The following is a 25,475-nucleotide window of genomic DNA, read 5'->3' on the forward strand; positions in this document are numbered from 1 at the left end:
ATTCTGGAGACGAGCCGACCGACCGGCGATTGGGCGGCAGGCCGTCCACGCTCTGCCCGCCGACCATCACATGACCCTTGGTCTGGGCCAGGAAGCCGGCGATGATCCGCAGCAGCGTCGTCTTGCCGCAGCCCGATGGGCCGAGCAGAGCCACCAGCTCACCGCCGCGGATGTCGAGCGTGACCTCGTTCACGGCGAGCGAGGCACCGTAGCGTTGGGTGATCCCGTCGAGGAGAAGCGTCTGCCCGCGCGGGGAAGCCCGGCCGTTGGGCGAAGCGCTGACCATGGCTGCACCGTCCCTTTCGCGTTGCCGTTCGATCCTCCTTCCATAGCAAACAGCATGCCGATTTTTGTTTTTCTTATATTAATCAATATATTAGATTTGTTTTTGATTTGCCTGCCAATGCCACGGAATCGGCTCTGCCGCCATCTTGAGCGGGGGCCGGATGCATTTGCCGCTTTTGGCGCCAGTGACGGTGGGCGCTCTCGAACGGAAGGTCGCCCCCTGCCCGTCGGTCACTGTCCGCTGCAAGACTCAAGGGGAAGCGCCGGCCATTCTTCCCACCGAGGCAGCGAGGCGCTTCGCGGCAGCGCGAACTGCGCTACTGTGGTTGGGTCGAACACCACGCTTCGCGATGCCGCCATGCCGCCAGCCCTGCCCACCACGCTCGCCGTTCCCTTGCGATTCAGCTGGCCGGCCCGGCTCCGGATCGATGTGCCGGTCCTGCTGTTGACTCTGCTGCTGTGGGTGCTGCTGCCAGAGGCGGTGGCTTCCGCCCAGTCGGCATCGCCACAGGCACCGCCCGCCGCTCCCGCCCCGGTCGCCACCGCCCCGGCGGCGGGAGCGGGCGTTGCAGCACCGGGCGCCGACGGGATGATGATGACCATCCTCAGCGAGGGACGCGACCGCATGGCGGGCTTCCGCGGCAAGCTCGCCAAACGGGTGCGCGCCACACCCGAGATACCGTCGGCCATCGTGACCACGCTGGCGGCCCAGAGCCCGACCGGCAGGCCCCTCTATTTCCTCCAGGTCATCGGTCTGACAATCGCCGTGATGGCGGCCGGCCACGGGGTGCAGCATCTCGTCTATGGGCGGGCGATCGCCGGGCGGCTGCTGCTGCGCGTGCCCGATCCCCAGCCGGGCAGACCGGCACTGGCCGCCCGCTTCCCCCGTCTGGTCGCCCGTGCGCTGGTGACGCTGGGCGGCATGATCCTCGCCACCCTGATCGCGTTCGGGATCGCCATCATGCTGGTCCCCGATCCGACCCCGATGACCGAGAAGACCGTCATCATCACCGGGGTCAGCTATCTGCTGATCTGGGCCGTCGCCCTGTTCTGGCGGCTGGTGCTGCCTCGGGATGCCGCGTTGGAGGATGGAGGGGGGCCGACCGTCCGCCGGCTGCGACGCGACCTGACCGTCAGCGGTGCCGTCGGCGTCGTCCTGATGACCAGCACCATCTGGCTGGAGGCGCTGGGCATGCCCTATGATCCGCACGCTGTGCTGGTCGCGCTGTTCGGCCTGCTGATCGTGCTGATGAAGCTCGGGGCGCTGTTCGTCAACCGACGGGCGGTCGACCGGGCCTTTCTCGCCGGGCGCCCGGCCGAAACGCTCGCCCCGCTCGAACGGCTGACCCTGAGCATCTGGTTTCCGGCAGCGCTGGTCTATTTCGCCTATGCCTGGGGAACGATGGTCAACCGTCTGATCCTTGGCTGGCCGACCGAGCTGCCGCTGCTGCTCGGCGCCTATGCGGTCGCCGGAACGATCCTGACCGTCTACGCCGCCGTCACCTACGCGACCGACTGGCTGTTCCACCGGCGGCGGACCCATTGGCGGCCGCTGGACGACGCCGCGGAGGGCACGCAGGACGCAGCCCACCGGTCCCAGCAGGCGCCACGCCCGGTTACCCTCGACAGCTACGAGGCGCTTGCCCGGCGGGTGGCGGGCATCCTTGCCGCCGCCGCCGGGGTGGCCGTGACCCTGTCGGTGTGGAACATTCCGCGGATGCACGGGGACGCCGCCGACCGGCTCATCGGCATCATGACGGTCTGCCTGATCGGCTATGTCGCCTATCACGGCGTCCGCATCTGGATCGACCGCCGGATCGCCGAGGAAGGACCGGTCCCCGGCACCGTTCCCGGTGACGAAGGGAGCGGCCACGGCTCGGCGAGCCGGCTGGCGACATTGCTGCCCTTGGTGCGCAACTTCATCCTGCTGTCGATCAGCGGCGCGGTGCTGCTCAGCGTCCTGATGGATCTGGGGATCAACATCGCGCCGCTGTTCGCCGGGGCGGGGGTCGCCGGCATCGCCATCGGCTTCGGCGCACAGACGCTGATCCGCGACATCTTTTCCGGCGCCTTCTTCCTGATCGACGACGCCTTCCGCAAAGGCGAATACATCGAGATCGGCGCCATCCGCGGCACGGTGGAGAAGATCTCGGTGCGGTCGATGCAGCTCCGCCACCATCGCGGTCCGCTGCACACCGTCCCCTTCGGCGAGATCCACCAGCTGACCAACTATTCGCGCGACTGGGTGATCATGAAGCTGCCGCTGCGCATAACCTACGACACCGATGTCGAGAAGGTGCGCAAGCACATCAAGCAGCTTGGCGAAATGCTGCTCGCCGATCCGGACCTGGGGCCGAAGTTCCTCCAGCCGCTGAAGTCGCAGGGCGTCATCCAGATGGAGGATTCGGCGATGATCCTCCGCGTCAAATTCATGACGCGGCCCGGTGACCAGTGGGAGATCCGCAAGCGGGTGTATCAGGAAGTCCACGCCCTGTTCCGCCGCGAGGGCATCCGCTTCGCCAACCGCGAGGTGACGGTCCGCTTCGCCGGCGAGGCGACGGCGACCGTCCCCGCCGGCGACCCGATGGCACCGCAGATCAGCGAGGAGGACCGCATCCTGGCCGCGGGCGCCGTGCTCCACACGCTGGGCGAAGAGGCTCAGGACACCGAAGCCGGAGCCGGACGGCGCAAGGGCGGGCGGTAGACGGACTCATCCCCCCTCGCCGCTTGCCCCGCCACTTGCGTTACCGCGCAGGACCTCCAGGAAGCGGTCCAGCACCAGATTCGGCTGGGCGCCCTTCTTCGTCACCACCTGGAACTCCAGCGCATGGTGATAGGTGCCGGGCAGCAGCGCCCGCATCATGCCGCGCTCGACCCAGTGCCGCGCATAATGGGTGGGCAGAAAGCCGACATAACAGCCGGTGAGGATCAGGAACGCCACCCCCTCGCGATCGGTGGCGGTGGCGGTGTTGTTCAGCTCGTGGGGAAGCTGCGCCTGGGTCGGCGCCACGGCGTCCGCCGCCTCCACCGCCTCCCGCGTCATCGCCCCCTCCGGGCCGTCGAACAGCGGATGGCCGGCGCCGCAATAGAGCAGCGACTCCTCCTGGTAAAGCGGCAGGCCGGCCAGCCCCGGCAAGCCGCGGCGGACCGGGACGACGCCGACATGCAGCTGCCCGTCCAGAACGCCGCGCTCGATCTCGTTGGGCGGGATCATGCGGATGTTGACCCGGACCTCCGGCGCCAGCTGCTTCAGGCTGCGCAGGGCGTGCGTCACCCGCATCTGCGGCATGGTGACGAGGTTGTCGGTGATGCCGATGTTCAGCTCGCCGCGCAGGCGGCCATGGACGGTGTTGATCTCGCTGCGGAAGCTCTCGGTGCTGGCCAGCAGACGCAGAGTCGCCTCATAGGCCAGATGCCCCTCGTCGGTCAGCCGGAACCCCGCCCGCCCGCGCCGGCAGAGCGTGAGGCCGAGCCGCCGTTCGAGATCCGCCATGTGCTGGCTGATCGCCGCCCGGCTGATGTTCAGCTCCACCTCGGCGGCGGAAAAGCCGCCGCACTCCACCACCGTCCGGAACACGCGCAGCAAGCGGATATCGGCATCGCCGATCGGGGCCAGGGACCTTTGGGGGGACCGTGTGGGTTTGCTCATGCCGGGACCATGACGGAGGGGATGCGATAGGTAAGCGCAGAGTTATGTGAAGTTCTTATAGTTTGGATTTAATCGCAACCAGCAAGCGCGCACACTCGTCGCCGACAGCGCCCCAACAGACGCGCCCAACACATGCGGGAGAACAGCGGATGGCCCCCCTCGACAACGATCACGGCCAGTCGTTCGGCAAGGAGTCGCTCGACAAGGCTGCCGGACTGACGCGCGAGGAACTCGACGCCCATTGGATGCCGTTCAGCGGCAACCGTCAGTTCAAGAACAACCCGCGCATGATCGTGAAGGCGGAGGGGACCTGGTACTGGGACGCCGAAGGCCGCAAGATCTACGACAGCCTGTCCGGCCTGTGGTGCAGCGGCGCCGGCCATTGCCGCCGCGAGATCTCCGAAGCCGTCGCGCGCCAGATCGCCGAGCTGGATTACAGCCCGGCCTTCCAGCACGGCCACCCGGCCGCCTTCAAGCTGGCGCACAAGCTGGCGTCGATGACCCCGGCCGGCCTCGACCATGTCTTCTTCGTCGGTTCGGGATCGGAAGCGGCCGACACCGCGCTGAAGATGGCGCGGGCCTATTGGCGGATGAAGGGCCAGCCGGCCAAGACCAAGCTGATCGGCCGGTCCAAGGGCTATCACGGCGTCAATTTCGGCGGCACCAGCCTGGGCGGCATCGGCGGCAACCGCAAGCTGTTCGGCACCGGCGTCGATGCCGACCACCTGCCCCACACCCTGCTGCCGCAGAACCTGTTCGTGAAGGGCATGCCGGAGGAAGGCGCCTATCTGGCCGACGCGCTGGAGGAGCTGGTGGCGCTGCACGACGCCTCCAACATCGCCGCCGTGATCGTCGAGCCGCTGGCCGGCTCGGCCGGCGTGCTGCCGCCGCCGAAGGGCTACCTGCAGCGGCTGCGCGAGATCTGCGACAAGCACTCCATCCTGCTGATCTTCGACGAGGTGATCACCGGCTTCGGCCGCATGGGCGCCCGGTTCGGCGCCGATGCCTTCGGCGTCGTCCCGGACATCATGAACGTCGCCAAGGGCCTGACCAACGGCGCGGTCCCGATGGGCGCCGTCGTGGCGAAGCACGACATCTACCAGGCCTTCATGGACAATGGCGGGCCGGAATACATGGTGGAGTTCCCGCACGGCTACACCTACTCCGCCCATCCGGTCGCCTGTGCCGCCGGCCTGGCCGCGCTCGACATCTTCGAGCGGGAAAAGCTGTGGGAGAAGGCTGCGGCGCTGGCGCCACACTTTGAAAATCTGATCCACGGGCTGAAGGGTCTGAAGAACGTCGCCGACATCCGCAACTATGGCCTGACCGGCGCCGTCACCATCGCGCCGCTTCCGGGAGAACCGGCCCGCCGGCCCTACGAGATCGGCGAGAAGTGCTGGAAGGCCGGCTATTACGTGCGCTTCGGCGGCGACACGCTCCAGTTCGGCCCGCATTTCCACAGCGAGCCGGCCGACCTCGACCGCCTGTTCAACGTCGTCGCCGACGCCATCCAAGCCACGGCATAAGAGCCACGGCGTAAGGCCACACTCTGCCCCGACCCTTCCCTCCTCCGCCGACGGGAAGGGTCGGGGCAACGAGCTTGCACACCGACCATTCCCCCAGGAAAGCCATCATGACCATCGTTGCCCACCTGATCGGCGGCAAGACTGACGCGCCCGCCGGCACCCGCACCGCCGACATCGTCAATCCGGCCACCGGCGACGTGGCGGGCCAGGTCGCCCTGGCGTCGCGCGCGACGGTGGAAGAGGCCATCGCCGCCGCCGAGGCCGCCTTCCCGGCCTGGCGCGCCACGCCGCCGGCCAAGCGTGCCCGCGTCATGTTCCGCTTCAAGCAGCTGCTGGAAGAGAATGCCGAGCGCATCTGCGCCCTCATCACCGCCGAGCATGGCAAGGTTCTCGACGACGCCTTCGGCGAGCTGACCCGCGGCATCGAGAATGTCGAATATGCCTGCGGCGTGCCGGAGCTGTTGAAGGGCGAGTACTCCAAGAATGTCGGGCCGGCCATCGACAGCTGGTCGGAATTCCAGCCGCTGGGCGTCGTCGCCGGCATCACGCCGTTCAATTTCCCGGCGATGGTTCCGCTGTGGATGTACCCGATCGCCATCGCCTGCGGGAACACCTTCGTCCTGAAGCCGTCGGAACGTGACCCCAGCTCCGCCCTCCTCATCGCCCAGCTGGCGCTGGAAGCCGGCCTGCCGCCGGGCGTGCTGAACGTCGTCAATGGCGACAAGGAGGCGGTGGACACGCTGCTGACCGACCCGCGGGTGCAGGGCGTCAGCTTCGTCGGCTCCACCCCCATCGCCGAATATGTCTATGCGACCGCGTCGGCCCATGGGAAACGGGTGCAGGCGCTAGGCGGCGCCAAGAACCACGCCATCGTCATGCCGGACGCCGACCTGGACAATGCGGTCAGCGCGCTGATGGGGGCTGCCTATGGCTCGTGCGGCGAGCGCTGCATGGCGATCTCCGTCGTGGTCGCGGTGGGCGACGAGGTGGCCGAGCGGCTGAAGGACAAGCTGTCGGTGGCGCTGCGCGGTCTGAAGGTCGGCGCTGGCACTTCGGCCGGCTGCGAAATGGGGCCGCTGGTCACCCGCGCCCATTACGAGAAGGTGAAGGCCTATGTCGACCAGGGCGTCACCGAGGGTGCGGATCTGGTGGTGGACGGCCGCGGGCTGGTGGTGCCGGGCCATGAGGCCGGCAACTTCCTGGGCGGCTGCCTGTTCGACCGGGTCACGCCGGACATGTCCATTTACCGCGAGGAGATCTTCGGCCCGGTTCTCTGCCTCGTCAGGGTCAAGACGATGCAGGAGGGCATGGACCTGATCGACGCCCATGAATACGGCAACGGCACCTGCCTGTTTACCCGCGATGGCGAGGCCGCCCGTTATTTCAGCGACATGATCAAGGTCGGCATGGTCGGCATCAATGTGCCGCTGCCGGTGCCGGTCGCCTATCACAGCTTCGGCGGCTGGAAGCGGTCGCTGTTCGGCGATCTGTCGGCCTACGGTCCGGACGGTGTGCGCTTCTATACCCGGCGCAAGACCATCACCCAGCGCTGGCCCGCCGGCGGAGTCCGCGAAGGGGCCCAGTTCGCCTTCCCCTCGATGAAGTGAGAACTGGCGGTTTTTAAGGGGTTTCAGAGGGTGGTTCGCCGGCCGGCTTGCGGCGACGGTGAATCACCCCCAACCCTTTTCCATTGGAATGTGATCGTTGGAAGCGGCATCGCTCTCCCGACACCGGTGGCGTGGCGGGCAAATCGTGTCGGTGCGGATCGGGCCGGCCGAGTGATCCTGTGCCCTGACAAGGAAAAGGGCGCCAACAGGCGCCCCGAGTAGAGGGAGAATATCCGAGACAACATCGGATGGCCTCAGCATCGGGCAATCGCCTTTCGCATTCATCACCAATCCAATGAGGAAAAACCCGCATATCCACCACCCACACCGGCGTGGCGATGCCAAAAGGGATGCTATCGTCCGACTTCTTCAATCTGGGCGGAGGGCCGATCGCCTCTTCTACCCCACCGCAGCGTTTGAACCTTGGTGACACCCCCAGCCGGTTGACCTGCTGGACGCGTCATCTCAGCCGCAGGCCGGCGGTGGTGCTGTAAAACAGCGGCACGCTACGCTTCATCGTAACCCGGTTCCCGCGTCTGCCCCTCGCGATCACCGGCCTTTTCTCCACCGGTGGGCTTCCCGCCTTTTCGAGCCGGCTCCTTCCCCTGATCCGGCGTCTGCTTGTTGACCTCACCCTGCACAGGCTGGTCGTCGGTGGGTTTGTCGTTCATTGCATTCTCCGGTTCGATGACCTTGAGTCCAACAGCCCTTCCTCCAGTTCATCCCGGCGCCCCGCGACGCCCTGCACCGTACTCTCGGCGCCGTCATGGCGCTCCCTTGGAGTGCCCGGTCCAATGCAAGAGCTAAATATCGAGTGGGAACAGCGCTTTTGGGAGATGCAGCCGCCTCACCGCGCCTTCGTAAAGCCGGATAAGGGCAGGTGTCAGGCTCAGATCGACAAAGGAGCCCGCCGGAATGACAAGCAGAGAGGCCACAGCGGAAATCAATAGCGCGCCCGCCATGTCCAGCGGGAAATGAACGCCGAGATAGATGCGAGCCCACGCGACGCCCACCCCGAAGGCCATCATTCCCCAACCAAGCCGCGGCCAGGATCCTCGCAGCAGTAGGCTGATGCCGATCGTCCACATGAAGGTGGCGTGGTCGCTGGGGAAGGATGAGTTCGCCGCGTGCGGAATCAGCTGATGCCCCAATCCGATCATGAAGGGGCGTGGATGGTGCCAGAGGGCACCAATCGTCGCGTTCAACGCTGCCGCAATCAGCAGGGCGCAGCCGGCGCCGACCAGGGTGGCACGCCCGTTCCGCCGTCCCCGCACCCACAAGACCGCGGCCAGAACGGTGATCAGCATCACCACATCGTTCGCCAGAAAGCGTGCCAGCAGCAGAAGCCCGGCCGAGGGAACCGGCGGAGCGTTGAGCAGAAGGAACAGATGTTGGTTCAGAGCTTCCATCAAGGCGTTCCAGTCATTTCGATCAGCGGACGGACTGAGGGGCGGCGAGGCGCATTCAGTCCGTATGTTTGCGAACCCGGATGCCGAATTTCTTCACCCGGTGCCACAGGCTCCGCTCCGTGATGCCGAGCCGCTTGGCGGCATTGGCCTGGACACCATCGCTTTCCTGCAAAGCGTCGGTGATGAATTTGCGTTCGATCCGCTCCAACTCGGCATCGAGATCGGCCGGCAGCCTTGTGGCCGAGGCAATCGGCGGCCGCTCGTCGAAGATGTAGGTCGGAAGGTCGCTCACCTCGACCAGCGATCCCCGGGCAACGATGACCGCGCGCTCCACGCAGTTCTGCAGTTCCCGGATGTTTCCCGGCCAGTGATAGGCCATCATCGCCGACAGCGCCGGACGGCTGAAGCCGGTCAGCCGCTTTCCCATCGATTTCGCGTGCCGGCCAAGGAAATGGCAGGCCAGATCCTCAAGGTCGTCGCCGCGCTCGCGCAGGGCCGGAAGGCGGATCGGAAAGACGTTCAGACGGTAATACAGATCCTCGCGGAAGGTCTCGCGCTCGACCTCGCGGCGCAGATCGCGATGGGAGGCCGCGATGAAGCGGACATCGACGGTCACGGTCCTGGTGCTGCCCACCATCTCGAAGCTCTGTTCCTGGATGGCGCGCAGCACCTTCACCTGCAGGGGAAGCGGCATGTCGCCGATCTCGTCGAGAAAGAGCGTTCCGCCATCGGCAGCGGAAAAGCGCCCCTCGCGATTGGCGACCGCTCCGGTGAAGGCCCCCTTCACATGACCGAACAGCTCGCTTTCCAGCAGAGTGTCCGGAATCGCCGCGCAATTCACCGCGATGAAGGGCTTGTTGCTCCGTGGGCTGTTGTCATGGATGGCGCGGGCGACCAGCTCCTTTCCGGTGCCGCTCTCGCCCTGGAGCAGCACGGTCGCCCGGCTGTCGCAAACCTCCGTGATCTGGCGCAGGACCGCCCGGAACGGGTCGCTCGTCCCCACGAGGCTGCCGAAATCGTATTTTTCCCGCAGTTCTTCGCGCAGGCGCCGGTTGTCGGCTTCGGTTTCCTTCAGCTTCAGGGCGCGCTCGATGGTCGCGACGAGGTCGTCGATCTCGAAGGGTTTCGAGATGTAATCGAAGGCCCCCTCGCGGACCAGCGCCACCGCATCGGGCACCGAGGCATAGGCGGTGACGATCACGACCGGAATCTCCGGCCGTGCCGACTGGAGCGCGGCGAGAAGCGCCCGTCCATCCAGTCCCGGCATCCGCAGATCGGTCAGGATCAGGCTGACCCGGTTGTCTTCCAGCCAGGCCAGGGCGGCCGCGGCGGACCCGACGAAATGGGCGGGAAAGCCGCGGGCTTCGAGGGCCACCGCCGTCACTTCGGCCAGACGGACCTCATCGTCGACGATCAGGATCACGATGGCTCCTCCTCGATCTCGGGCATCAGGGGCAGCCGGAGGACGAAGGTGCTGCCGACGGCGGGCGCGCTGACGAAGCGGATGCTTCCGCCATGGCGTTCCAGGATGTCCTGCACGCGCGCCAGCCCCAGCCCGGTTCCCCGCCTTTTCGTCGTGACGAAGGGTTCGAAGATGCGGTCGCGCAGGTCTTCTGGAATCCCGACTCCGGTGTCGCCGACACTGACGACCGCCTCGTCCCCCTCGCGCAGGGCCGTCACGGTCAACGCCCCGCCCTCGGGCATCGCCTCCATCGCGTTCAGCAGAATGTTGAGGAGCGCCTGATGCAATTGGGCGGCATCTCCCTGCACCGGAAGCCGCCCGGCCGGCACCTCCACCTGCGGGACGATGTGCCGGCGGGTCATCTCGCCGGCGGTGAAGTCCAGAACGTCGCGCAGTTCTGCGGCGAGATCGACGGCCTGCCGCAGGGCGGTCTTGGGCCGGGCATAGTCGAGCAACTCCTGCACCAACCCCTCCATGCGGCCGACCTCGTCCAGCACGAAGCCGATCAGCCGGTCGGTCGCCTCGGGCGGCTGCGATTTCATGCGCAGAACCTGGCTGGAGGTCTTGATGATACCGAGCGGATTGCGGATTTCATGCGCGATCACCGCCGCCGCCTCGCCCAGGATCGCCAGCTTCTCGCGCCGCCGCACCAGATCCTCGCGTTGCCGCAGCGTATCGAGCTGCCCGGTCATGCTGTTGAATCCGACGGCGAGCTGCTCCAGTTCCCGGCCACCCCGAACCGGCACGCGCGCCGAATAGTCGCCTTCGTGCACACGGCGCAAGGCCTGGGTCAGGCTGTTGAGGGGGCGGGAGATCAGCTTCGACAGGGACAGGGCGACGATCAGGGAAATCATGCCCGCGACCGCCACCAGCAGAACGAAAAGCTCAAGGGTCCGGACATGGGACAGCAGGGAGACCTGATCCGAGATGCGGCAGGCGACCACCCCCATGAGACTGCCGTCGGTGTCGCGGAGCGCCGCGAAACCGGTGGCGAAATTGTCCGATGCGAACATCTTGGTCGTGACGCTGGGAGCCCCGGCGGCAAGCTGCTCCAGAACGGTCGGCGGAAGCTGGACATCCTCGTCCCGCCCGGCGCTGACGATGGCGGCCTTCCCATCGGAAATCGCGAAGACCTGGACCTTCAGCGACGGGCTGGCGCCGGCGATGTTGATCATCGTTCCATCCCAGCGGTCGCCGACGAAGACGAAATAGCTCTGTCCCTCTTGCTGGAACCGCTTGGCCGATCCAAGAAGCAGAACCGGATGGCCGCCGTCATCGACGACGAAGAAGCGGCTGTGCTGCCGGCGCGGCAGCCATTTCCCGTCGCCGAGCAGGCCGTGGCCGAACAGGATCTGCCCATCGGCGCGATAGACCGCAACGGCATCGTAACCGACCGAAGTCAGCAGGCCGGTGGACATCTCCATCAGCCTCTTGTCCAGGCTGCCCGCATCGTTCGCCAGGCTGGCCGCGACGATGGAGGCCGCCTGCCTCGCCTCGTTCTGCTCGTCGGCCGACCGCTGGGTGACGAAGACCGCCGCGTCCTGCAGCCAGCGCTCCATATTCTCGCCGAACAGGCCGGAAACGAGATCCGCCATCACGAGGCTGGCGACGAGCACGGGAAAGATGCTCACCGACAGAAAAGCGATGACCAGCCGCCAGCGCAACGTGACGGCACCGAACATGGACTGGGCGCGCTTGCCCCCGTCGCAGGACTTCACCGCCGTGCCTCCCCCCGTCACCGTCATGGTGACCGCGGCCGTTGCGGCCGGTCCGCCGCCCGCTCACGCAGAAGGCGCAGATCGGGATCCCAGCGGTCGAAGGCCAGCCAGGGCGCGGCCCGACGGATCAACCCGTCGAGCAGGCGGTTCCGGCAGCGCACGTAATTCGTCGATGGCGTCAGGGCACTTCCAAAGCGCAGCTTCGCAGCATAGGCGGTCTGCCCCGTCTGCAGCGTCGTCCGCCCGGTCCCGATGGCCCAGCGCACGTTCTCCATCCAGCTCACCGCATAGAGATTGTGGTCGCGCGCCAAGGGATAAGCCATGCCAAGGAACTTGTCGATCACCCGGTCCTGCTGGAGAAACAGGAGGTTGAAGGCGGCCAGACGCTCCCCCACCCAATACAGCACGAATTCGACCTGTCCGGGCATGGCCTCCGCCACGGCGCGGAAATAACCCTTCGGCAGCTCCTCGAAATCGCCGTAGCGCAGCCGGCTGTTGGTGCGCGTGCTGTCATAGAGCGCCTCGATCCGGTCGGCCACATCGTCGATCCGCTGGCGATGCTCCACCCGGACCGCTGCCCGGCTTTTCAGCTTCCGGCGCAGATCCTTGCGGGTCGCCGCGGACAGCGTGGCAAGATAGCCGGCTTCGTCGAGGCTGGCCAGATCGAGCAGCGCCACCGGCAGCCCGGCGATGGCGGTGAAACGCCGGCCGGCCAGCAGCGGCGCCAGCCAGTCCGCTTCCGGTGCCGATACATCCTTGAACACGATCAGCAGGGCGCCCGAACGAGCCGCTTCTTCCTTCAGCAGCGCGAGCATCGCATCGACGGCGCGGACGCGCTCCTCGGGCGCCAGCCCCGGCCGGACCGACAGATGGCAGCGTTCCGCCAGCGGCGAGCCGACCCCCAGCATCCCCCAGCGCATCAAGCGGGGAAAGTAGCGATCGAGCAGGCGCCCGACCGCGGCCAGCCGCCCCTGGAAGGGCGTGTCGAGCCGGTATTCCATGCGGAACAGCGGAAGGCCGAGGACGAGTCCCCGCTCGTCGAAGACCGCGGCGGCCAGATCGTTGCCGCAGGCCCGGTAATAGTCCCAGCCTTCGGCCTCTCCCGGCTGGCCGGCCGTCCAGCCGTCCGCCGGCAGCGCCGCGATGCCCGGAACGATCCGCGCCTGCAATCCGCCAAGCTCAGCCATTGCCGCCCTCCCCGCTCTGGTGGAGGTGCAGGGCGGCATCCGGACCGGCGGCGAGTGCTGCGACGAACGAGGCGGTGCGCCGGGCGACGAGATCGCGTTGTCGGTCAACGGTCACCAAATGGTAGGAATCCTCCAGGATCAGCGCCTCCACCCGCCCGCCCAGCCGCTTCTGCAAATGGAAGGCGTTGGACAGGCCGGCCGTGTCGTCCTCCCGCGCATGGACCAGCAGCGCCCGTTGCCGGATGTCGGGCAGCAGCGGGCGCAGCTCCGCCGTCAGGCGCCACATTTCCCGGATGGCGACCGCAGGAGTCGACAACAGACCGGCGCCGTTGGAATCGCCACTCTGCATCGCCCGCAGCACCAGTGCCCGGATGCGCGGATCCTTCACGCCGTAAGGCTCCCGCTCGACGAAGGCGTAGCGCTCCCCGAAGGGCAGATGGATCACCAGTTTCAGAAGGACGCTGTAGAAGGGAATCGCCCAGCCATCATACCACAGCGTCGGCGCCAGCATGACGAGGCCCTGGACGCGCTGCGGCTGCGCCCAGGCCAGACGGGCGGCGAGCAGGGCCCCCATCGACAACCCGCCGACAGTCACCAGATCGCACACCGTCTCCAGCCGGTTCAGGCCCGCTTCGACGCTGGCATACCAGTCGCGCCAGCCGGTCGCGGTCAAATCCTGCGCCGTGCCGCAATGACCGGCGAGCTGGCAGCACAGCACGGTGATCCCGGCTTCCTGCAGCCGGCGGCCAAGCGTCTTCAACTCCACCGGCGTGCCGCCCAACCCATGAACCAGCAGCATGCCCGGGCGGTGCCGGCCGATGCCCGCCCCTTGCAGAAAGATCGTCCGGTCCGCCGTCATGATGCCCAAAGCCCCATCGCCGCCATCTCGTCGACCGCCTGCATGATCCGATTGTTGGTGCTGTCGTTGACTACAGCCGCGGTGCGGGGATCGGGGGCCGGCAGCCGCGGCCGGTCCGTCGCCGACAGCAGGGCGCGGAAAGGGTCGGAGAAAGCGGGACGCGAGTAATCGCCGCAAACGTCCATGCCGAGAATGCGCCGACGCCCGGCCAGCCGCCGCACCAGCGCCAGCACCGCATCCAGCGCCAGTCCGCCCTGGTCCCAATTGGTGACCGCTTCCGCCGGAACCAGCGCATCCTTGTCGAGCGAGATCCACAGCGGCAGAAACGGAAGCCGGGCATCGAACCCGTCCACCACCTCGGCCCACGGTTTCCCTTCCAGGCAGTCCCAGACGATGCGCCCGTCGCGGGTCCTACAGCCCGGCCCCTCCACCGGCCGACCCCACAGGCGGCTCGGCGCCGCGCGCCAGGGATGCACCTCCAGCCTGCCCTGACGGATCGCCTCCAGATCGGCGAAGGCCCATTGCGGGCGGACGAAATCGTCGCTGGCCGGGCCGACGGTGACGATCCGGCGGACGGACGCCAGCTCCAGCGCCCGGTTGACCCAGGCGCCGCAGTTCCAGGTGGCGGGCCAGCCGGTCCAGTCGGGATGGTTGTCGATATGCAGCACCAGGATGGGACCGGACAGCGCCTCAAGGAACAGCGTTGCCAGATGATGGAAGTCGCCGGACCCGTAGAAGATCAGCGGCGGCGGGCCGTCGGCCATCGGACAGGCCGCGGCGATCCGCTGGCGCAGGCTCGACAAAGCCGCCTTTCCCGCGACGATGCGCAGCCGGGAGGCGAGGTCGCGCGCATCGATCCGCGTCATCGATCCGCCGGCCAGACGCCGCTGCATGCCGGGCTGGGCGGTGAGCGAGCCATCCAGATCGATCAGCAGGGAGCGCACCGGCGCTGTTCCGCCATCGGACTCCGTGCAGTCGGGAGAAGCCTCAAGCAAGTTGGCGAAGACCATTCCGCACCTCGCCGGCGGCCACAGGACGGACCTGCTCCAGCCACGCCTCGAAAAGCGGGGCAAGGTCGCCGAAGCCCGAAAAAGCGGTGTGGCGGATGCCAGACCGGTCGCAGTGGGCCGCCAGCCTGCCCTTGGCGAACACCGCGTCGGCCCGCTCGGCCGCACAGAAATCGGACCGGCCGTCGCCGATCAGCGCGGCGATGCGACCATCCTGCAGCTTGGCGGCCGTCTTCGCCACCGAAGCGGAAAAGCGGCTGCATTTGCAGTTGCCGGCGGCGCTCGCGCAGTCCGGTCGGGCATGCGGGAACTCCAACTGCCAACGGTCGCCGCCCTGCCAGCGCAATCGGTTCGACAGCACCGGCACATCGAACCCCAACCGGCGCAGCACGTTGCGCGCCACGCGGTCCAGCCCATCCGACAGGACGGTCACCGCCAACCCATGCCGGCGGCACAGGGACATGAAGGCTGGGAAATCCGGATCGACCTCGATCCCGCCGGCAAATCCGTCGAGATCGGCTGGAAGCGCGCGCAGAAGCGCGACCTGGCGGGCCATGCACTCGCGCGACCCGATCTCGCCACGGGTCCAGGCATCCTCCACCGCGTCCCAACCGGGATCGGCGAAGCGCTGCAGGATCAGATCGGTCGTGTCCTCGCGGGAAATCGTGCCATCGAAATCGATGAACAGGGAAATCGGCTGGTGCAAGGCGATGGTGTTCCGTTGTCCGCACGCCGGACGGTGGGCCGGCGTCGCCAACCCTGCCGATAGCAAGCGGCGGGCCATGAGCGGACCGAGAGCGGGCGATGGCTGGAAACCCCGGCTTCGCCCCGGCGGGGAAGCATCTGCTCCGCATTGTGAGCTACAAATTTTGTAGCTCCCCCCGCGTTTTGATGGTCCCGCCGCCCGTCGCAGCGTCACGTTCAGTAGACCGTCCCCCTTCATACGGCGTGACGGTCAAATTCCCGGCGGTCCTTGCACCGCAAGGAATCGAAGGCATCGGACGACGCTGCAGCCGGCGAAAGGCGCCAGCCACCGCGGCGGTGGCGGTCAAGATGGAACGGCGGATGCAGAAGCGGACCGGCCGGTCCCTTCCGGCGATCCATCAACTCGCCACAGCAGGCAGTCTTTCGATGACGTCAAGCTATCAGCAGCCGGACCGCACCCGACGGAGCGCGGCCCTGTTCGAGCAGGCCCGCAGCCTGATCCCGGGCGGTGTCAACAGCACGGCACGCGCCACCTGGTCCGGCTGGGATCCCTATCCCCTGTTCGTGGAGCGGGGAACCGGATCGCGCGTGACCGATGCCGACGGCAATGAATACATCGATTATCTCCTTGGGCTCGGGCCGATGCTGCTCGGCCACCGCCCGCCCGCCGTCACCAGGGCCGTGGTCGAGTGCATCGAACAGCGCGGCACCGTCTTCGCCCTGCCCAGCGCCGACGAGATCACGCTGGCCCAAAAGATCGTCGCCGCCGTGCCGGGACTGGAGCGGGTCCGGCTGTGCAACACCGGAACGGAGGCGGTGCTCTATGCCGTCCGCCTCGCCCGCGCCTTCACCGGGCGCCACAAGCTGATCCGCTTCGAGGGGATGTATCACGGCTTCTCGGACGGGGTTTACTGGAGCAAGCACCCCAAGCTGGACGCCGCCGGCCGCGACGACTCCCCGGTCGCGGTACCGCAGGGTCCGGGGCTGCCGCGCGGCGTCGGCGACTCCCTGATCATCCTGCCGTGGAACGACGTGGAGGCGCTGCGCAGCACGCTGGAAAGGGAAGGTGACCAGATCGCCGCCGTGCTGAGCGAGCCGATCATGTGCAACACCGGCTGCATCCTGCCGGAGCCGGGCTATCTTGAGGCGATGCGCGAACTGACGCACAAGCATGGCGTCCTGATGATCCTCGACGAGGTCATCACCGGCTTCCGCATCGCGCTGGGCGGCGCCCAGAGCCATTACGGCATCACCCCCGACCTGTCGGTCTTCGCCAAGGGGTTGGGCGGCGGCTTCCCGGTGGCGGCGATGGGGGGGCGGCGCGACGTGATGGCGCTGGTCGAAAACGGCACCGTGTCCATCGCCGGAACCTACAACGCCAACATGATCGCGGTCTCCGCCGCCAACGCCACGCTGGACGAGCTGGCGAAACCGGGCATGTATGAGCGGCTCCATGCCGTCTCCGACCGGCTGCGCGAAGGGCTGGACCGGCTGGTCCGCGATCTGCGCATCCCCGCCCATGTCGTCGGCCTCGGCCCCGTCTTCCAGCTGTGGTTCGCCGACAAGCCGATCCGCAACTACCGCGATGCCGTCCGCCATGCCGACCACGACGCCTTCCGCCGCTGGTGGGAAGGGATGCTCGACCGCGGCGTGCTGTTCCATCCCGGTGCCTACGAGAACCTGTTCGTCTCCTTCGCCCACAGCGAGGAGGACGTCGACCGGACGCTGGCGGCCGCCCGCGAAACACTCACCGAGATGATGGTCGCGTGAGACGGCTGGCAGCCTGCGCCCTGGCCGCCGTTGCGTTGGCCGAAGTGGCGGCCGGCACACCCAGGGCGGCGCTCGCCGACGGCGCCACCGCGGAGCCGGCGGCGGGCGGTTCCACCCTGGCGCTCGGCGCCGGGGTGGTCGCCCAGCCCGCCTATCCGGGAGCCGCGCGCACCGACTGGTCGGCGGCGCCCTATCTCAGTGCGGAGTTCGGCCAAAGCCTCGCCATCGACTCGCTCGACGGCGTACGGGTGACGGTCCTGCATGAGGGCATCCTCAGCCTGGGCGCCATCGCCCGATACCAGCCGGGACGGTCCAGCCGGTCCCTGCCGGCGCGGCTGCGCGGTCTGAACGGACTGTCCGACACCGCCGAGCTGGGCGGCTTCGCGACGGTCGAAAGCGGCCCCCTCTCGCTCGATCTCGTCGGGACGGAGGAGGTCAGGCACGGCCGGCGCGGCGCCGTTCTGGAAGCCCATGCCGCCCTGTCGCTTCCGCTGGGCGATCCGGCGGAGCAGCAGGGCTTTTCGCTGGGGCCCTTCGTCAAGGCGGCAAACCAGTCCTACCTGCAACGGAATTTCGGCGTCGATGCCGGGCAGGCGGCGGCGACCGGCCTCGACGGTTTCAGCCCGCATGCCGGCGTCGATTTGGCCGGGCTGGAGGCCAATGGCGCGGTGAACCTGATCGACCGCTGGTCGGTCCGGGGCTTCGCCAGCTGGGGCCGGATGGTCGGCAGCGCCTCCAACTCCCCGATCCTGCGGGACGGGGGCCGCAGCAGCCAGCTGTCCAGCGGCCTGTTCCTGGTCTTCACGCCATGAGGGTGCTGCCTGTGAGATTCCGTCCATGACCGGTCTTGCCGTGACCGCCTGGCTGGTGAACATGCTCTGCGACACGCTCGGGCAGCTCTCCTTCAAGGCCGCCGCCGCCCATCCCGGCGATGGCTGGGCGCGCTGGCGGGGAATGGCGTCCGGTCCCTGGCTGTGGGCCGGGATCGGCTGCTTCGTCGTCGAGTTCTTCGCATGGCTCGCCTTCCTGTCGCTGGTGCCGCTGTCCACCGGGGTACTGCTCGGTTCCATCAACATCGTGCTGGTGATGGTCGCCGGGCGGCTGCTGTTCGGCGAGCGGATCACCCGCCTGCGCTTCGTCGGCATCCTGCTGATCGCCGCCGGGGTGACCGCGGTGGGGGCGGGAAGCTGATGCGCCGCGCAATCGCCTTCGGCTTCCTGTGCCTGCTCGGCTTCGATGTGATGGGGCAGCTCAGCTTCAAGGCGGCGGCCCTTGCCGCCCTGCCGATGTCGCCCGACGCGGATTGGATCCTGCGGGTGCTGGCGGAGCCGGTGCTCTATCTGGCCTGTCTCGGCTATCTCGGCGCCTTCGTCACCTGGATGTCGCTGCTCAAGCATGCACCCATCGGCCCCGCCTTCGCCGCGTCGCATCTGGAGGTGGTGGCGGTGATGCCGTTGGCCGCCCTGCTCTTCCATGAAGCCATCGGCTGGCCGCAGATCGTCGGCGCCGCTGCGATCCTGGCGGGAATCCTGTGCCTCGCCCTGGAGGAATCCGAGTCGGAGTCGGGCATGTGACGGTTTGGCGCTTAAGCGACGCGGAGCCGCAGCCGGTCACGTCGTCGTGCTGACGGTCCAGGTGGCGTTGCGGATGCCCGGCTGCTTCTCCAGATTGAGAACGATCCGGTCAAGCTCGCCGGGATTTGCGGTGGTTGGGACCAGGACGGCCGCCAGCTCCACCTGGTCCTCGCTTTCGGACAGCATCTCGATGTCGCGGATCGGGTAGTCATGCGCCTCCAGCTCGGCGGCCAGCGCATCGCGCACGTCCGAAACCCCGTCCGGATCGGCGACGACATGCACCCGGTAGAGCGCCTCCGTCACCCGCTCGTCGATCGGCAGACGATTGACGTAATTCACCAGCGGCCGCAGCAGCGTGTTGCCGGCCAGCACGAAGAAGGTCAGCATCGCCGCCTCCAGCGGCAGGCCGCAGCCCGAACAGGCCCCCACCGCCGCCGAACACCACAGGGTCGCCGCGGTGTTCAGGCCGCGGACATTGGTGCCCTCCTTCATGATGACGCCGGCGCCGAGGAAGCCGATGCCGGACACCACATAGGCGACGATCCGCGTCGCGCCTTCGGCGCCCAGCAGCCGCATGCCGATGTCGGCGAAGGCGGCCGCCCCGACCGCGACCAGCACATTGGTGCGCAGCCCGGCGGTCCGCTGCCGGTATTGACGCTCGAACCCGATCAGCGCCCCCAGAACGAAGGCAAGGGCGAAGCGGAGGAAGGTGACGGCCGCGACGGCGGCATCGGACAGATCAAGCTGCATCCGTCGCTCTCCCGCCCGGCGGACCGCCCGCCACCGGCCGTTCTTCGTGATCCGGTTCGGAGTGGCCGATCACCCGGACGATGTCGGGCCAGCGGCTGCGCAGGTCGCGCTCCAGGGCGTCGATGGCGTCATGCACCGCCACGACGGTTGTCCCCGGCACCACATGGCTGTGGAACGTCACCACCAGACCGGCGGCGCTGCGGCGGACCCGCAGATTGTGGACATCCCGCAGGGGACCGGCGACCGGAAGGGATGCGGAGAGATGCGCCCCGACGGCCCGCAGCAGGTCCGGTTCGGCATCCACACCGGTCAGGCCATTGTCCTGCAACGGCTCGATATGGCTCTCGACCTCGATGTCCGTTCCCAGCTCCTCGCGGATGGACGCCTCCAGCCGCGAGGACAGCGCATGCGCCGCCTCGATCGGCAGCGAGCCGTCGACCTCCAGGTCGAAACCCACCGCAAGGCGTCCGTTCACCCGCTGGACAGTGACATGGTGAACGGCCAGTCCCAGCCCGGCGGCACGCACCACCACCCGGTCCATCACCGTCTCGTCGTCGAGCGCCAGCGGATGGGTGGCCACGGAGACTTCGGACTCCGGCATCTCGGCCCGGACCGCCGCGACCGCCTGCTCGCGCAGGGCTGCCGCCGCGTCGAGCGACAGGGTCCGCCCGACCAGAAGGTCGAGGTCGACGAACAGCACGCTGCCGGCCGGACGGACCCGGACGCGCCGCACCCCGGCGATGCCCGGCAGGCCAGCCACCACCGCCTCGACCCGCTCCGCCGTGCCGGCCGGCGCGGCATCGATCAGCGTATCGATGGTCCGCCGGCCGAGCTGGTAGCCGGCATGGCAGACGAACACCGACACGCCGATGGCCGCCAGGGCGTCGCCCTTGGGATAGCCGAGCCACACCAGCCCCAGCCCGACCAGCACCACCGCCGAACTGAGGATGTCGGAGGAAAAATGCAGCGCGTCGGCTTCCAGCGCCTGGCTGCGGGTTTCCTTGGCGACGCGCGACAGTTCGCGGGCGCGGTAGGCGTCGATGGCGATGCAGACCACCACCACCGCGACCGACCACCAGGTCGCCTCGACCTCGACCCCGCCGTCGATCAGCCGGCGGACCGCCTCATAGGCGATCCAGGCGCTGGTCAGGAACAGCAGTCCGGTCTCCGCCAGGGCGGCGACGCTTTCGATCTTGCCATGGCCATAGGGGTGCTCGGCATCGGCCGGCTTGTCGCTGACCCGCACGGCGAACCACGTCATCACCGTCGCGCCGAGGTCGAGCAGGCTGTGCAATCCCTCCGACAGCAGGCCGAGACTGCCGGTGGACAGCCCGACCCCGAACTTGCCCACCGTCATCGCCCCGCTGGCCAGGATGGACCCCAGCGCCACCGCTTCCTTTTCGCTGCCCATTCCATCCTCCCCCTGCGCGGCGGTCAGTCCGCGTCGTCGAACGCGAAGGTTTCGGTCTCGTCGTCATAGGTGAACAGCTCGGCGTAGCGTGCCCAGCTGGTGACCGCCTTCAGCGTCTCCTCGGCATAATCCTCGCTCATGAAGGGTGTGAGTTCCATCCGGATGCGGCTGCTCGGCACCTGCTGCGACGCCGATTCCTTCAGCAGCCCGTGGATGTGGGCGGCCAGCGGCACATAGCGGATCAGATGCTCCGCGAACAGCCGCTTGCGGTCGTCCAGCCCGGACTCTGCGAACAGGCGGCCGGGTTCGGTCAGATGGATGTCGCCCTCCGCCACCTCCGCAAAGCCCAGCGTCTGCAACGTTTCGGCAATCGGGAACAGGTCGTCGATCTCATGCTGGAGCGCCGCCGCCAGATGGGGCAGGTCCGCCTTGCCGTGATAGGCCGGCGAGGCCAGCGTCTCCAGCAGGCCGGCCAACAGGTTGGTCGACACATGCTCCAGCGGTACGGCATGGGCCGGCGGCTGTCTGGCGGCCGGCGACGGCGCCACCAGCGGCTTGCGCGCGGTCATCCGGCCATAGATGTCGTCCACCAGGGCGCGGAACTGCGGGTCCAGACGGTTGCGCGGGTGCGGGATGTCGACCCGGATCTCCGCCGCCACCCGGCCGGGGTTGGAGGAGAAGACCAGGATGCGGTCGCACATCAGCACCGCCTCCTCGATGTTGTGGGTCACCATCAGGATCGACTTGATCGGCAGCCGCCGCTCCATCCACAGGTCGAGCAGGTCGGTGCGCAGCGTCTCCGCCGTCAGCACGTCCAGCGCCGAGAAGGGCTCGTCCATCAGCAGGATTTCCGGATGGACCACCAGGGCGCGGGCGAAGCCGACCCGCTGGCGCATGCCGCCGGACAGCTCCTTGGGATAGGCGGATTCGAAGCCGGACAGGCCGATCAGGTCGATGGCCTCCTCGGTCCGCGCCTCGGCCTCCCGGACCGGCACGCCCTTGGCCTTCAGCCCGGCCATGACGTTCTCCCAGACGGTCAACCAGGGGAAGAGGGCGAAGGTCTGGAAGACCATCGCCACCCCGTCGGCCGCACCGGTGACCGGCTCGCCATGGTGGAGGACCGAGCCGCCGGTCGGCTTGACCAGCCCGGCGACGATGCGCAGCAGGGTCGATTTGCCGGAGCCGGAGCGGCCGAGCAGCCCGACGATCTCGCCGTCGCGCAAGCTCAGGTCGACGTTGTCGAGCACGACGTAATCCTGCCCCGACGGCTTGGCATAGGCCTGACGGACGCCGCTCAGTTCGAAGATGGTGGTGTTGCGGGTGTTCAGCATGGCGGGGTCCTCCTCAGGCGAGGCGCAGGCGGCGCTCGGCGAACGCATAGAGCGGACGCCACAGCAGGCGGTTGAACAGGATGACGAACAGCGACATGACGGCGATGCCCAGCACGATGCGCGGATAGTCGCCGGCGGCGGTGGCCTGGGCGATGTAGCTGCCCAAGCCATGGGCGGTCAGCTGGGCGTCGCCCCAGTTCACCGCCTCCGCCACGATGCTGGCGTTCCACGAGCCGCCGGACGCGGTGACCGCGCCGGTGACGTAGTAGGGGAAGACGCCCGGCAGCATGACGTCGCGCCACCATTGCCAGCCGCGGATGTGGAAATTGGCAGCGGCCTCCTTCAGGTCGCTGGGGAAGGCGGTGGCCCCGGCGATGACGTTGAACAGGATGTACCATTGGGTGCCGAGGATCATCAGCGGGCTGAGCCAGACATCCGGGTTGAGGTCGAAGCGGACGATGACGACCACCGCCACCGGGAACAGCAGGTTGGCCGGGAAGGCGGCGAGGAACTGGGCCGCCGGCTGGACCCTCTCCGCCAGCCGCGGCCGCAGCCCGATCAGGACGCCCAGCGGCACCCAGACCAGCGTCGCCACCGCGATCAGCACGATCACCCGCAGCAGCGTGGCGCCGCCCAGCAGCAGCACGCTGCCGATATCGCCCCAGCCGACGCCGGACGCGACGAAGGCGACCATCGACCAGCCGGCCCACAGGCCCGTCCCCGCCAGCAGCAGATACCAGAGCAGGTCGACCGCCCGCGATGGCACGCGGTCGAGCAGGCCGCCGACCGAACGCAGGCCGCCCGCGGCACCGCCGGGCAGGCCGCCCGCCGGCAGGCGCAGCCAGGCCAGCCAGCCGAACAGGCGGTCGAGCGGCGCGAAGAGGGCGCGGAAGAAGCGGGTGCGCTGGAACAGGGTGAGCAGCCAGGAGTCCGGAACCTCCTGCGCCCCGGTCAGCTCGACCCGGAACTTGTCGGCCCAGGCGACCAGCGGACGGAACAGCAGCTGGTCATAGGCCAGGATGACCAGCAGCATCGCCAGCACCGCCCAGCCGACCGCGTCCAGCCGCTGCCCGTCGATGGCCTTGGCGAGGTAGGACCCGATGCCGGGCAGCGTGATGGTCTTGTCGCCGACGGTGATCGCCTCCGACGCGACGACAAAGAACCAGCCGCCGGACATCGACATCATCATGTTCCACACCAGACCGGGCGCGGCATAGGGCGCCTCCAGCGTCCAGAACCGCTGCCAGCCGGAAAAGCCGAAGCCGGTCGCCGCCTCGTCCAGGTCGCGCGGAACCGTGCGCAGCGACTGGTAGAAGCTGAAGGCCATGTTCCAGGCCTGGCTGGTGAAGATGGCGAAGATCGCCGCGCATTCCGCCCCCAGCACGCTGCCCGGGAACAGCCCCAGGAAGAAGACGACGGTGAAGGAGATGTAGCCCAGCACCGGCACCGATTGCAGAACGTCGAGCACCGGGATCAGCAGCATGCCGGCACGCCGGCTCTTGGCCGCCAGCGTGGCGTAGGTGAAGGTGAACAGCAGCGAAGCCGCCATCGCCGCCAGCATCCGCAGCGTCGAACGCAGGGCGTATTCCGGCAGCATCCAGGGATCGAGGGTGATCGGTACCTCTTCGACGCTGCCCAGCGGCAGGGCCATCTGGTGCCCGCCGATTGCGAGCAGCGCCAGCAGGCCGATGACCAGCGGCAGGGCGACGACGTCCCAGCGGTTCGGAGCGGCGTCGGACGCCTTCACCGAGATGTTCGTATTGATCCAGACCATGACACACCATCCCGCGGCCCCCGAACGGGGCCGGCCGGCAAATAAAAGCGGATCCGGCGCAGGAAAAGCGCCGGTTGGATATTCAGGCGGAGTGGATGGGGGTCAGCGACTTGGCGGGCGCAGGTCGCCCGTCACGGAAAAGCACCGGCGCCCGGCAGGGCGGCGGCACACGGAAATCCGACTGGTGAGGAACTTCACCATGGTCCACCTCTGATCGGCCCGACTACGCCGGGCCGCGGGCGGACCCGCGCAACAGGTCAGCCCGCGATCGACGTCGTCAGGGGTCTGTGAGTAGATCGACTACTGGGGCTGTCCATCTCTTGCCTTTTCGATCCAGCCACCGATCCTCAAGGGATAGGCGGACAAGGATCGATCATGCGGTGACGATGCCGCCCCTCTACTCCGCTTGCCGGATCAGGTCAAGAGCGGGAATCTCCCCTCTGCTGCGCGTCACGAAAGAGTCATGACCGCACCGCCCGACAGTGATGAGTTCTGTGCGGCCCCTATCCTTGCACTGTATAGCGTCTGATTTTTAAAAGAATTTCATGAAGGAACATTCATTCACCGCCAACGGGATGCTTCAGCGAAACTGATCGGTTTGGCCGAACCGCCGGCGAAAGCCGGACAGGGCATGTCCGATGGGAGGATGTCCGGACGCGAAGCCGAAAACTGCACGATGGCAGCGCGGCCGCAAAGCCCTTACACTCGGTCCCCGACCAAGCGGCCGGAGGACCAGTGGCGGGGGAGCGGAGGCGGGCGACCGCGGTGGATGTGGCGCGACTGGCGGGGGTATCGCAGTCCGCAGTGTCACGGTGCTTTACCGAAGGGGGCAGCGTTTCTGCGGAAATGCGCACCCGCGTGCTGGAGGCGGCCCGGCGGCTGTCCTACCGCCCGAACGCCATCGCGCGCAGCCTGACGACCCGGCGCACCAACCTGATCGGCGTCGTCATGGGCGATCTCGACGGCCCATTCCAACCTTACCTGTTCGAAACCCTCACCCGCGGTCTGGCTTCGCGCGGCAAACAGCCGCTGCTGGTGCGCGGCGACCCGGCGGATGCGCTGGACGGCACGGCGATGGCCGCTCTCGACTATCAGGTCGATGCCGTGGTGGTGACGGCCGGCAGCGTGTCTCCGGCGGCGATCCGCGGGCTGATGGCACTCGGCGTCCCCTTGCTTCTCTATGGCCGGGCGGTGGAGGCGGACGGGGTGGACAGCATCTGCTGCGACAACCCGCTCGGCGCCCGGCTGGTGGCGCAAGCGCTGGTCGCGGGCGGCCACCGCCGCATCGCCTATCTCGGCGGACGCCCCACCGCCTTTTCCGAGCAGGAGCGCGGCAGCGCCTTCCGGGCGGCATTGGCGGCGCTTGGCATGCCTCTGACCGCCGCGGGAGAGGGCGACTACACCTATGACAGCGGCCAGCGCGAGCCCCTCCGGTTGCTGGCGGGGCCCCG

The 25,475-nt window shown here is 67.9% G+C and carries 22 protein-coding genes; 8 read left to right on the plus strand and 14 right to left on the minus strand.

Annotated features, from left to right (window positions below; translation table 11 throughout):
* Positions 1 to 286 (minus strand): ATP-binding cassette domain-containing protein (locus tag I71_RS21640; protein ID WP_042698010.1); only part of this gene is annotated, 286 nt, incomplete at its 3' end.
* Between the two features lie 357 nt (positions 287 to 643).
* Here I71_RS21640 and I71_RS21645 point away from each other — a divergent pair.
* On the plus strand, positions 644 to 2,989 hold the full coding sequence (locus I71_RS21645) for a mechanosensitive ion channel family protein (RefSeq protein WP_049976234.1): 2,346 nt from the start codon (positions 644 to 646) through the stop codon (positions 2,987 to 2,989).
* A 6-nt stretch (positions 2,990 to 2,995) separates the two neighbouring features.
* Here I71_RS21645 and I71_RS21650 read toward each other — a convergent pair whose 3' ends face one another.
* Positions 2,996 to 3,934 carry a LysR family transcriptional regulator gene (locus I71_RS21650; RefSeq protein WP_042698013.1) on the minus strand — a complete coding sequence of 313 codons (939 nt, stop codon included), beginning with the start codon at positions 3,932 to 3,934 and terminating at the stop codon, positions 2,996 to 2,998.
* Between the two features lie 149 nt (positions 3,935 to 4,083).
* Between I71_RS21650 and I71_RS21655 the strand changes: the two genes are divergently transcribed.
* Together I71_RS21655 and I71_RS21660 are read left to right on the plus strand one after the other, a co-directional pair.
* A complete protein-coding gene (locus I71_RS21655; RefSeq protein ID WP_042698016.1) occupies positions 4,084 to 5,460 on the plus strand; it encodes an aspartate aminotransferase family protein in 1,377 nt (458 codons plus the stop codon).
* Between the two features lie 107 nt (positions 5,461 to 5,567).
* Positions 5,568 to 7,067: a CoA-acylating methylmalonate-semialdehyde dehydrogenase gene (locus tag I71_RS21660; protein WP_042698019.1), complete on the plus strand. Its 1,500-nt coding sequence runs from the start codon at positions 5,568 to 5,570 to the stop codon at positions 7,065 to 7,067.
* Positions 7,068 to 7,573: 506 nt separating this feature from the next.
* Here I71_RS21660 and I71_RS38445 read toward each other — a convergent pair.
* The 8 genes from I71_RS38445 to I71_RS21695 all read right to left on the minus strand — a co-directional run bounded on the left by I71_RS38445 (position 7,574) and on the right by I71_RS21695 (position 15,415).
* Positions 7,574 to 7,738, minus strand: a complete 165-nt coding sequence (locus tag I71_RS38445) for a hypothetical protein (RefSeq protein ID WP_159107417.1) — start codon at positions 7,736 to 7,738, stop codon at positions 7,574 to 7,576.
* Positions 7,739 to 7,870: 132 nt separating this feature from the next.
* On the minus strand, positions 7,871 to 8,476 hold the full coding sequence (locus I71_RS21665) for a phosphatase PAP2 family protein (protein ID WP_042698021.1): 606 nt from the start codon (positions 8,474 to 8,476) through the stop codon (positions 7,871 to 7,873).
* A gap of 55 nt (positions 8,477 to 8,531) precedes the next feature.
* Positions 8,532 to 9,899 (minus strand): sigma-54 dependent transcriptional regulator, encoded by a 1,368-nt coding sequence (locus I71_RS21670; RefSeq protein ID WP_042698024.1) that lies wholly within the window; start codon positions 9,897 to 9,899, stop codon positions 8,532 to 8,534.
* Entirely contained in the window at positions 9,896 to 11,683 is a 1,788-nt protein-coding gene (locus I71_RS21675; protein WP_083897304.1) for a HAMP domain-containing sensor histidine kinase, read from the minus strand. Before I71_RS21675 ends, I71_RS21670 begins: the two co-directional genes overlap by 4 nt.
* Positions 11,680 to 12,843, minus strand: coding sequence for a GNAT family N-acetyltransferase (locus I71_RS21680; protein ID WP_244433977.1), 1,164 nt, complete (start codon positions 12,841 to 12,843; stop codon positions 11,680 to 11,682). Before I71_RS21680 ends, I71_RS21675 begins: the two co-directional genes overlap by 4 nt.
* On the minus strand, positions 12,836 to 13,702 hold the full coding sequence (locus I71_RS21685; RefSeq protein WP_049976237.1) for a carboxylesterase: 867 nt from the start codon (positions 13,700 to 13,702) through the stop codon (positions 12,836 to 12,838). The genes I71_RS21680 and I71_RS21685 overlap by 8 nt, the downstream gene beginning before the upstream one ends.
* Positions 13,699 to 14,712, minus strand: a complete 1,014-nt coding sequence (locus tag I71_RS21690) for a hypothetical protein (protein ID WP_049976235.1) — start codon at positions 14,710 to 14,712, stop codon at positions 13,699 to 13,701. Before I71_RS21690 ends, I71_RS21685 begins: the two co-directional genes overlap by 4 nt.
* The gene (locus tag I71_RS21695; protein ID WP_049976236.1) at positions 14,690 to 15,415 is read right to left on the minus strand and encodes an HAD-IB family phosphatase; all 726 of its coding nucleotides are present in this window, start codon (positions 15,413 to 15,415) and stop codon (positions 14,690 to 14,692) included. Before I71_RS21695 ends, I71_RS21690 begins: the two co-directional genes overlap by 23 nt.
* A gap of 425 nt (positions 15,416 to 15,840) precedes the next feature.
* Here I71_RS21695 and I71_RS21700 point away from each other — a divergent pair, with 425 nt between their 5' ends.
* Genes I71_RS21700 through I71_RS21715 form a run of 4 tightly spaced genes read left to right on the plus strand, consistent with a single transcriptional unit; the run spans position 15,841 to position 18,758 of the window.
* A complete protein-coding gene (locus tag I71_RS21700; protein WP_042698064.1) occupies positions 15,841 to 17,184 on the plus strand; it encodes an aspartate aminotransferase family protein in 1,344 nt (447 codons plus the stop codon).
* Positions 17,181 to 17,996 carry a MipA/OmpV family protein gene (locus I71_RS21705; protein ID WP_042698036.1) on the plus strand — a complete coding sequence of 272 codons (816 nt, stop codon included), beginning with the start codon at positions 17,181 to 17,183 and terminating at the stop codon, positions 17,994 to 17,996. Before I71_RS21700 ends, I71_RS21705 begins: the two co-directional genes overlap by 4 nt.
* A gap of 25 nt (positions 17,997 to 18,021) precedes the next feature.
* A complete protein-coding gene (locus tag I71_RS21710; RefSeq protein ID WP_042698039.1) occupies positions 18,022 to 18,375 on the plus strand; it encodes an EamA family transporter in 354 nt (117 codons plus the stop codon).
* The gene (locus I71_RS21715) at positions 18,375 to 18,758 is read left to right on the plus strand and encodes an EamA family transporter (protein WP_042698042.1); all 384 of its coding nucleotides are present in this window, start codon (positions 18,375 to 18,377) and stop codon (positions 18,756 to 18,758) included. The genes I71_RS21710 and I71_RS21715 overlap by 1 nt, the downstream gene beginning before the upstream one ends.
* 36 nt (positions 18,759 to 18,794) lie before the next feature.
* Here I71_RS21715 and I71_RS21720 read toward each other — a convergent pair whose 3' ends face one another.
* From I71_RS21720 to I71_RS21735, 4 genes are read right to left on the minus strand one after another with little or no spacing between them, the layout of a single operon-like run.
* Entirely contained in the window at positions 18,795 to 19,508 is a 714-nt protein-coding gene (locus I71_RS21720) for an MgtC/SapB family protein (protein WP_042698045.1), read from the minus strand.
* On the minus strand, positions 19,498 to 20,919 hold the full coding sequence (locus I71_RS21725; RefSeq protein ID WP_042698048.1) for a cation diffusion facilitator family transporter: 1,422 nt from the start codon (positions 20,917 to 20,919) through the stop codon (positions 19,498 to 19,500). The genes I71_RS21720 and I71_RS21725 overlap by 11 nt, the downstream gene beginning before the upstream one ends.
* 23 nt (positions 20,920 to 20,942) lie before the next feature.
* A complete protein-coding gene (locus tag I71_RS21730; protein WP_085940762.1) occupies positions 20,943 to 22,250 on the minus strand; it encodes an AAA-associated domain-containing protein in 1,308 nt (435 codons plus the stop codon).
* Between the two features lie 13 nt (positions 22,251 to 22,263).
* A complete protein-coding gene (locus tag I71_RS21735) occupies positions 22,264 to 24,024 on the minus strand; it encodes an ABC transporter permease subunit (RefSeq protein WP_042698054.1) in 1,761 nt (586 codons plus the stop codon).
* A gap of 771 nt (positions 24,025 to 24,795) precedes the next feature.
* Between I71_RS21735 and I71_RS21740 the strand changes: the two genes are divergently transcribed.
* Positions 24,796 to 25,475: LacI family DNA-binding transcriptional regulator (locus tag I71_RS21740; RefSeq protein ID WP_375731214.1), on the plus strand; the 680-nt coding region annotated here is incomplete at its 3' end.

This window comes from Azospirillum sp. B506 (assembly GCF_000333595.1).
Taxonomy (GTDB): domain Bacteria; phylum Pseudomonadota; class Alphaproteobacteria; order Azospirillales; family Azospirillaceae; genus Azospirillum.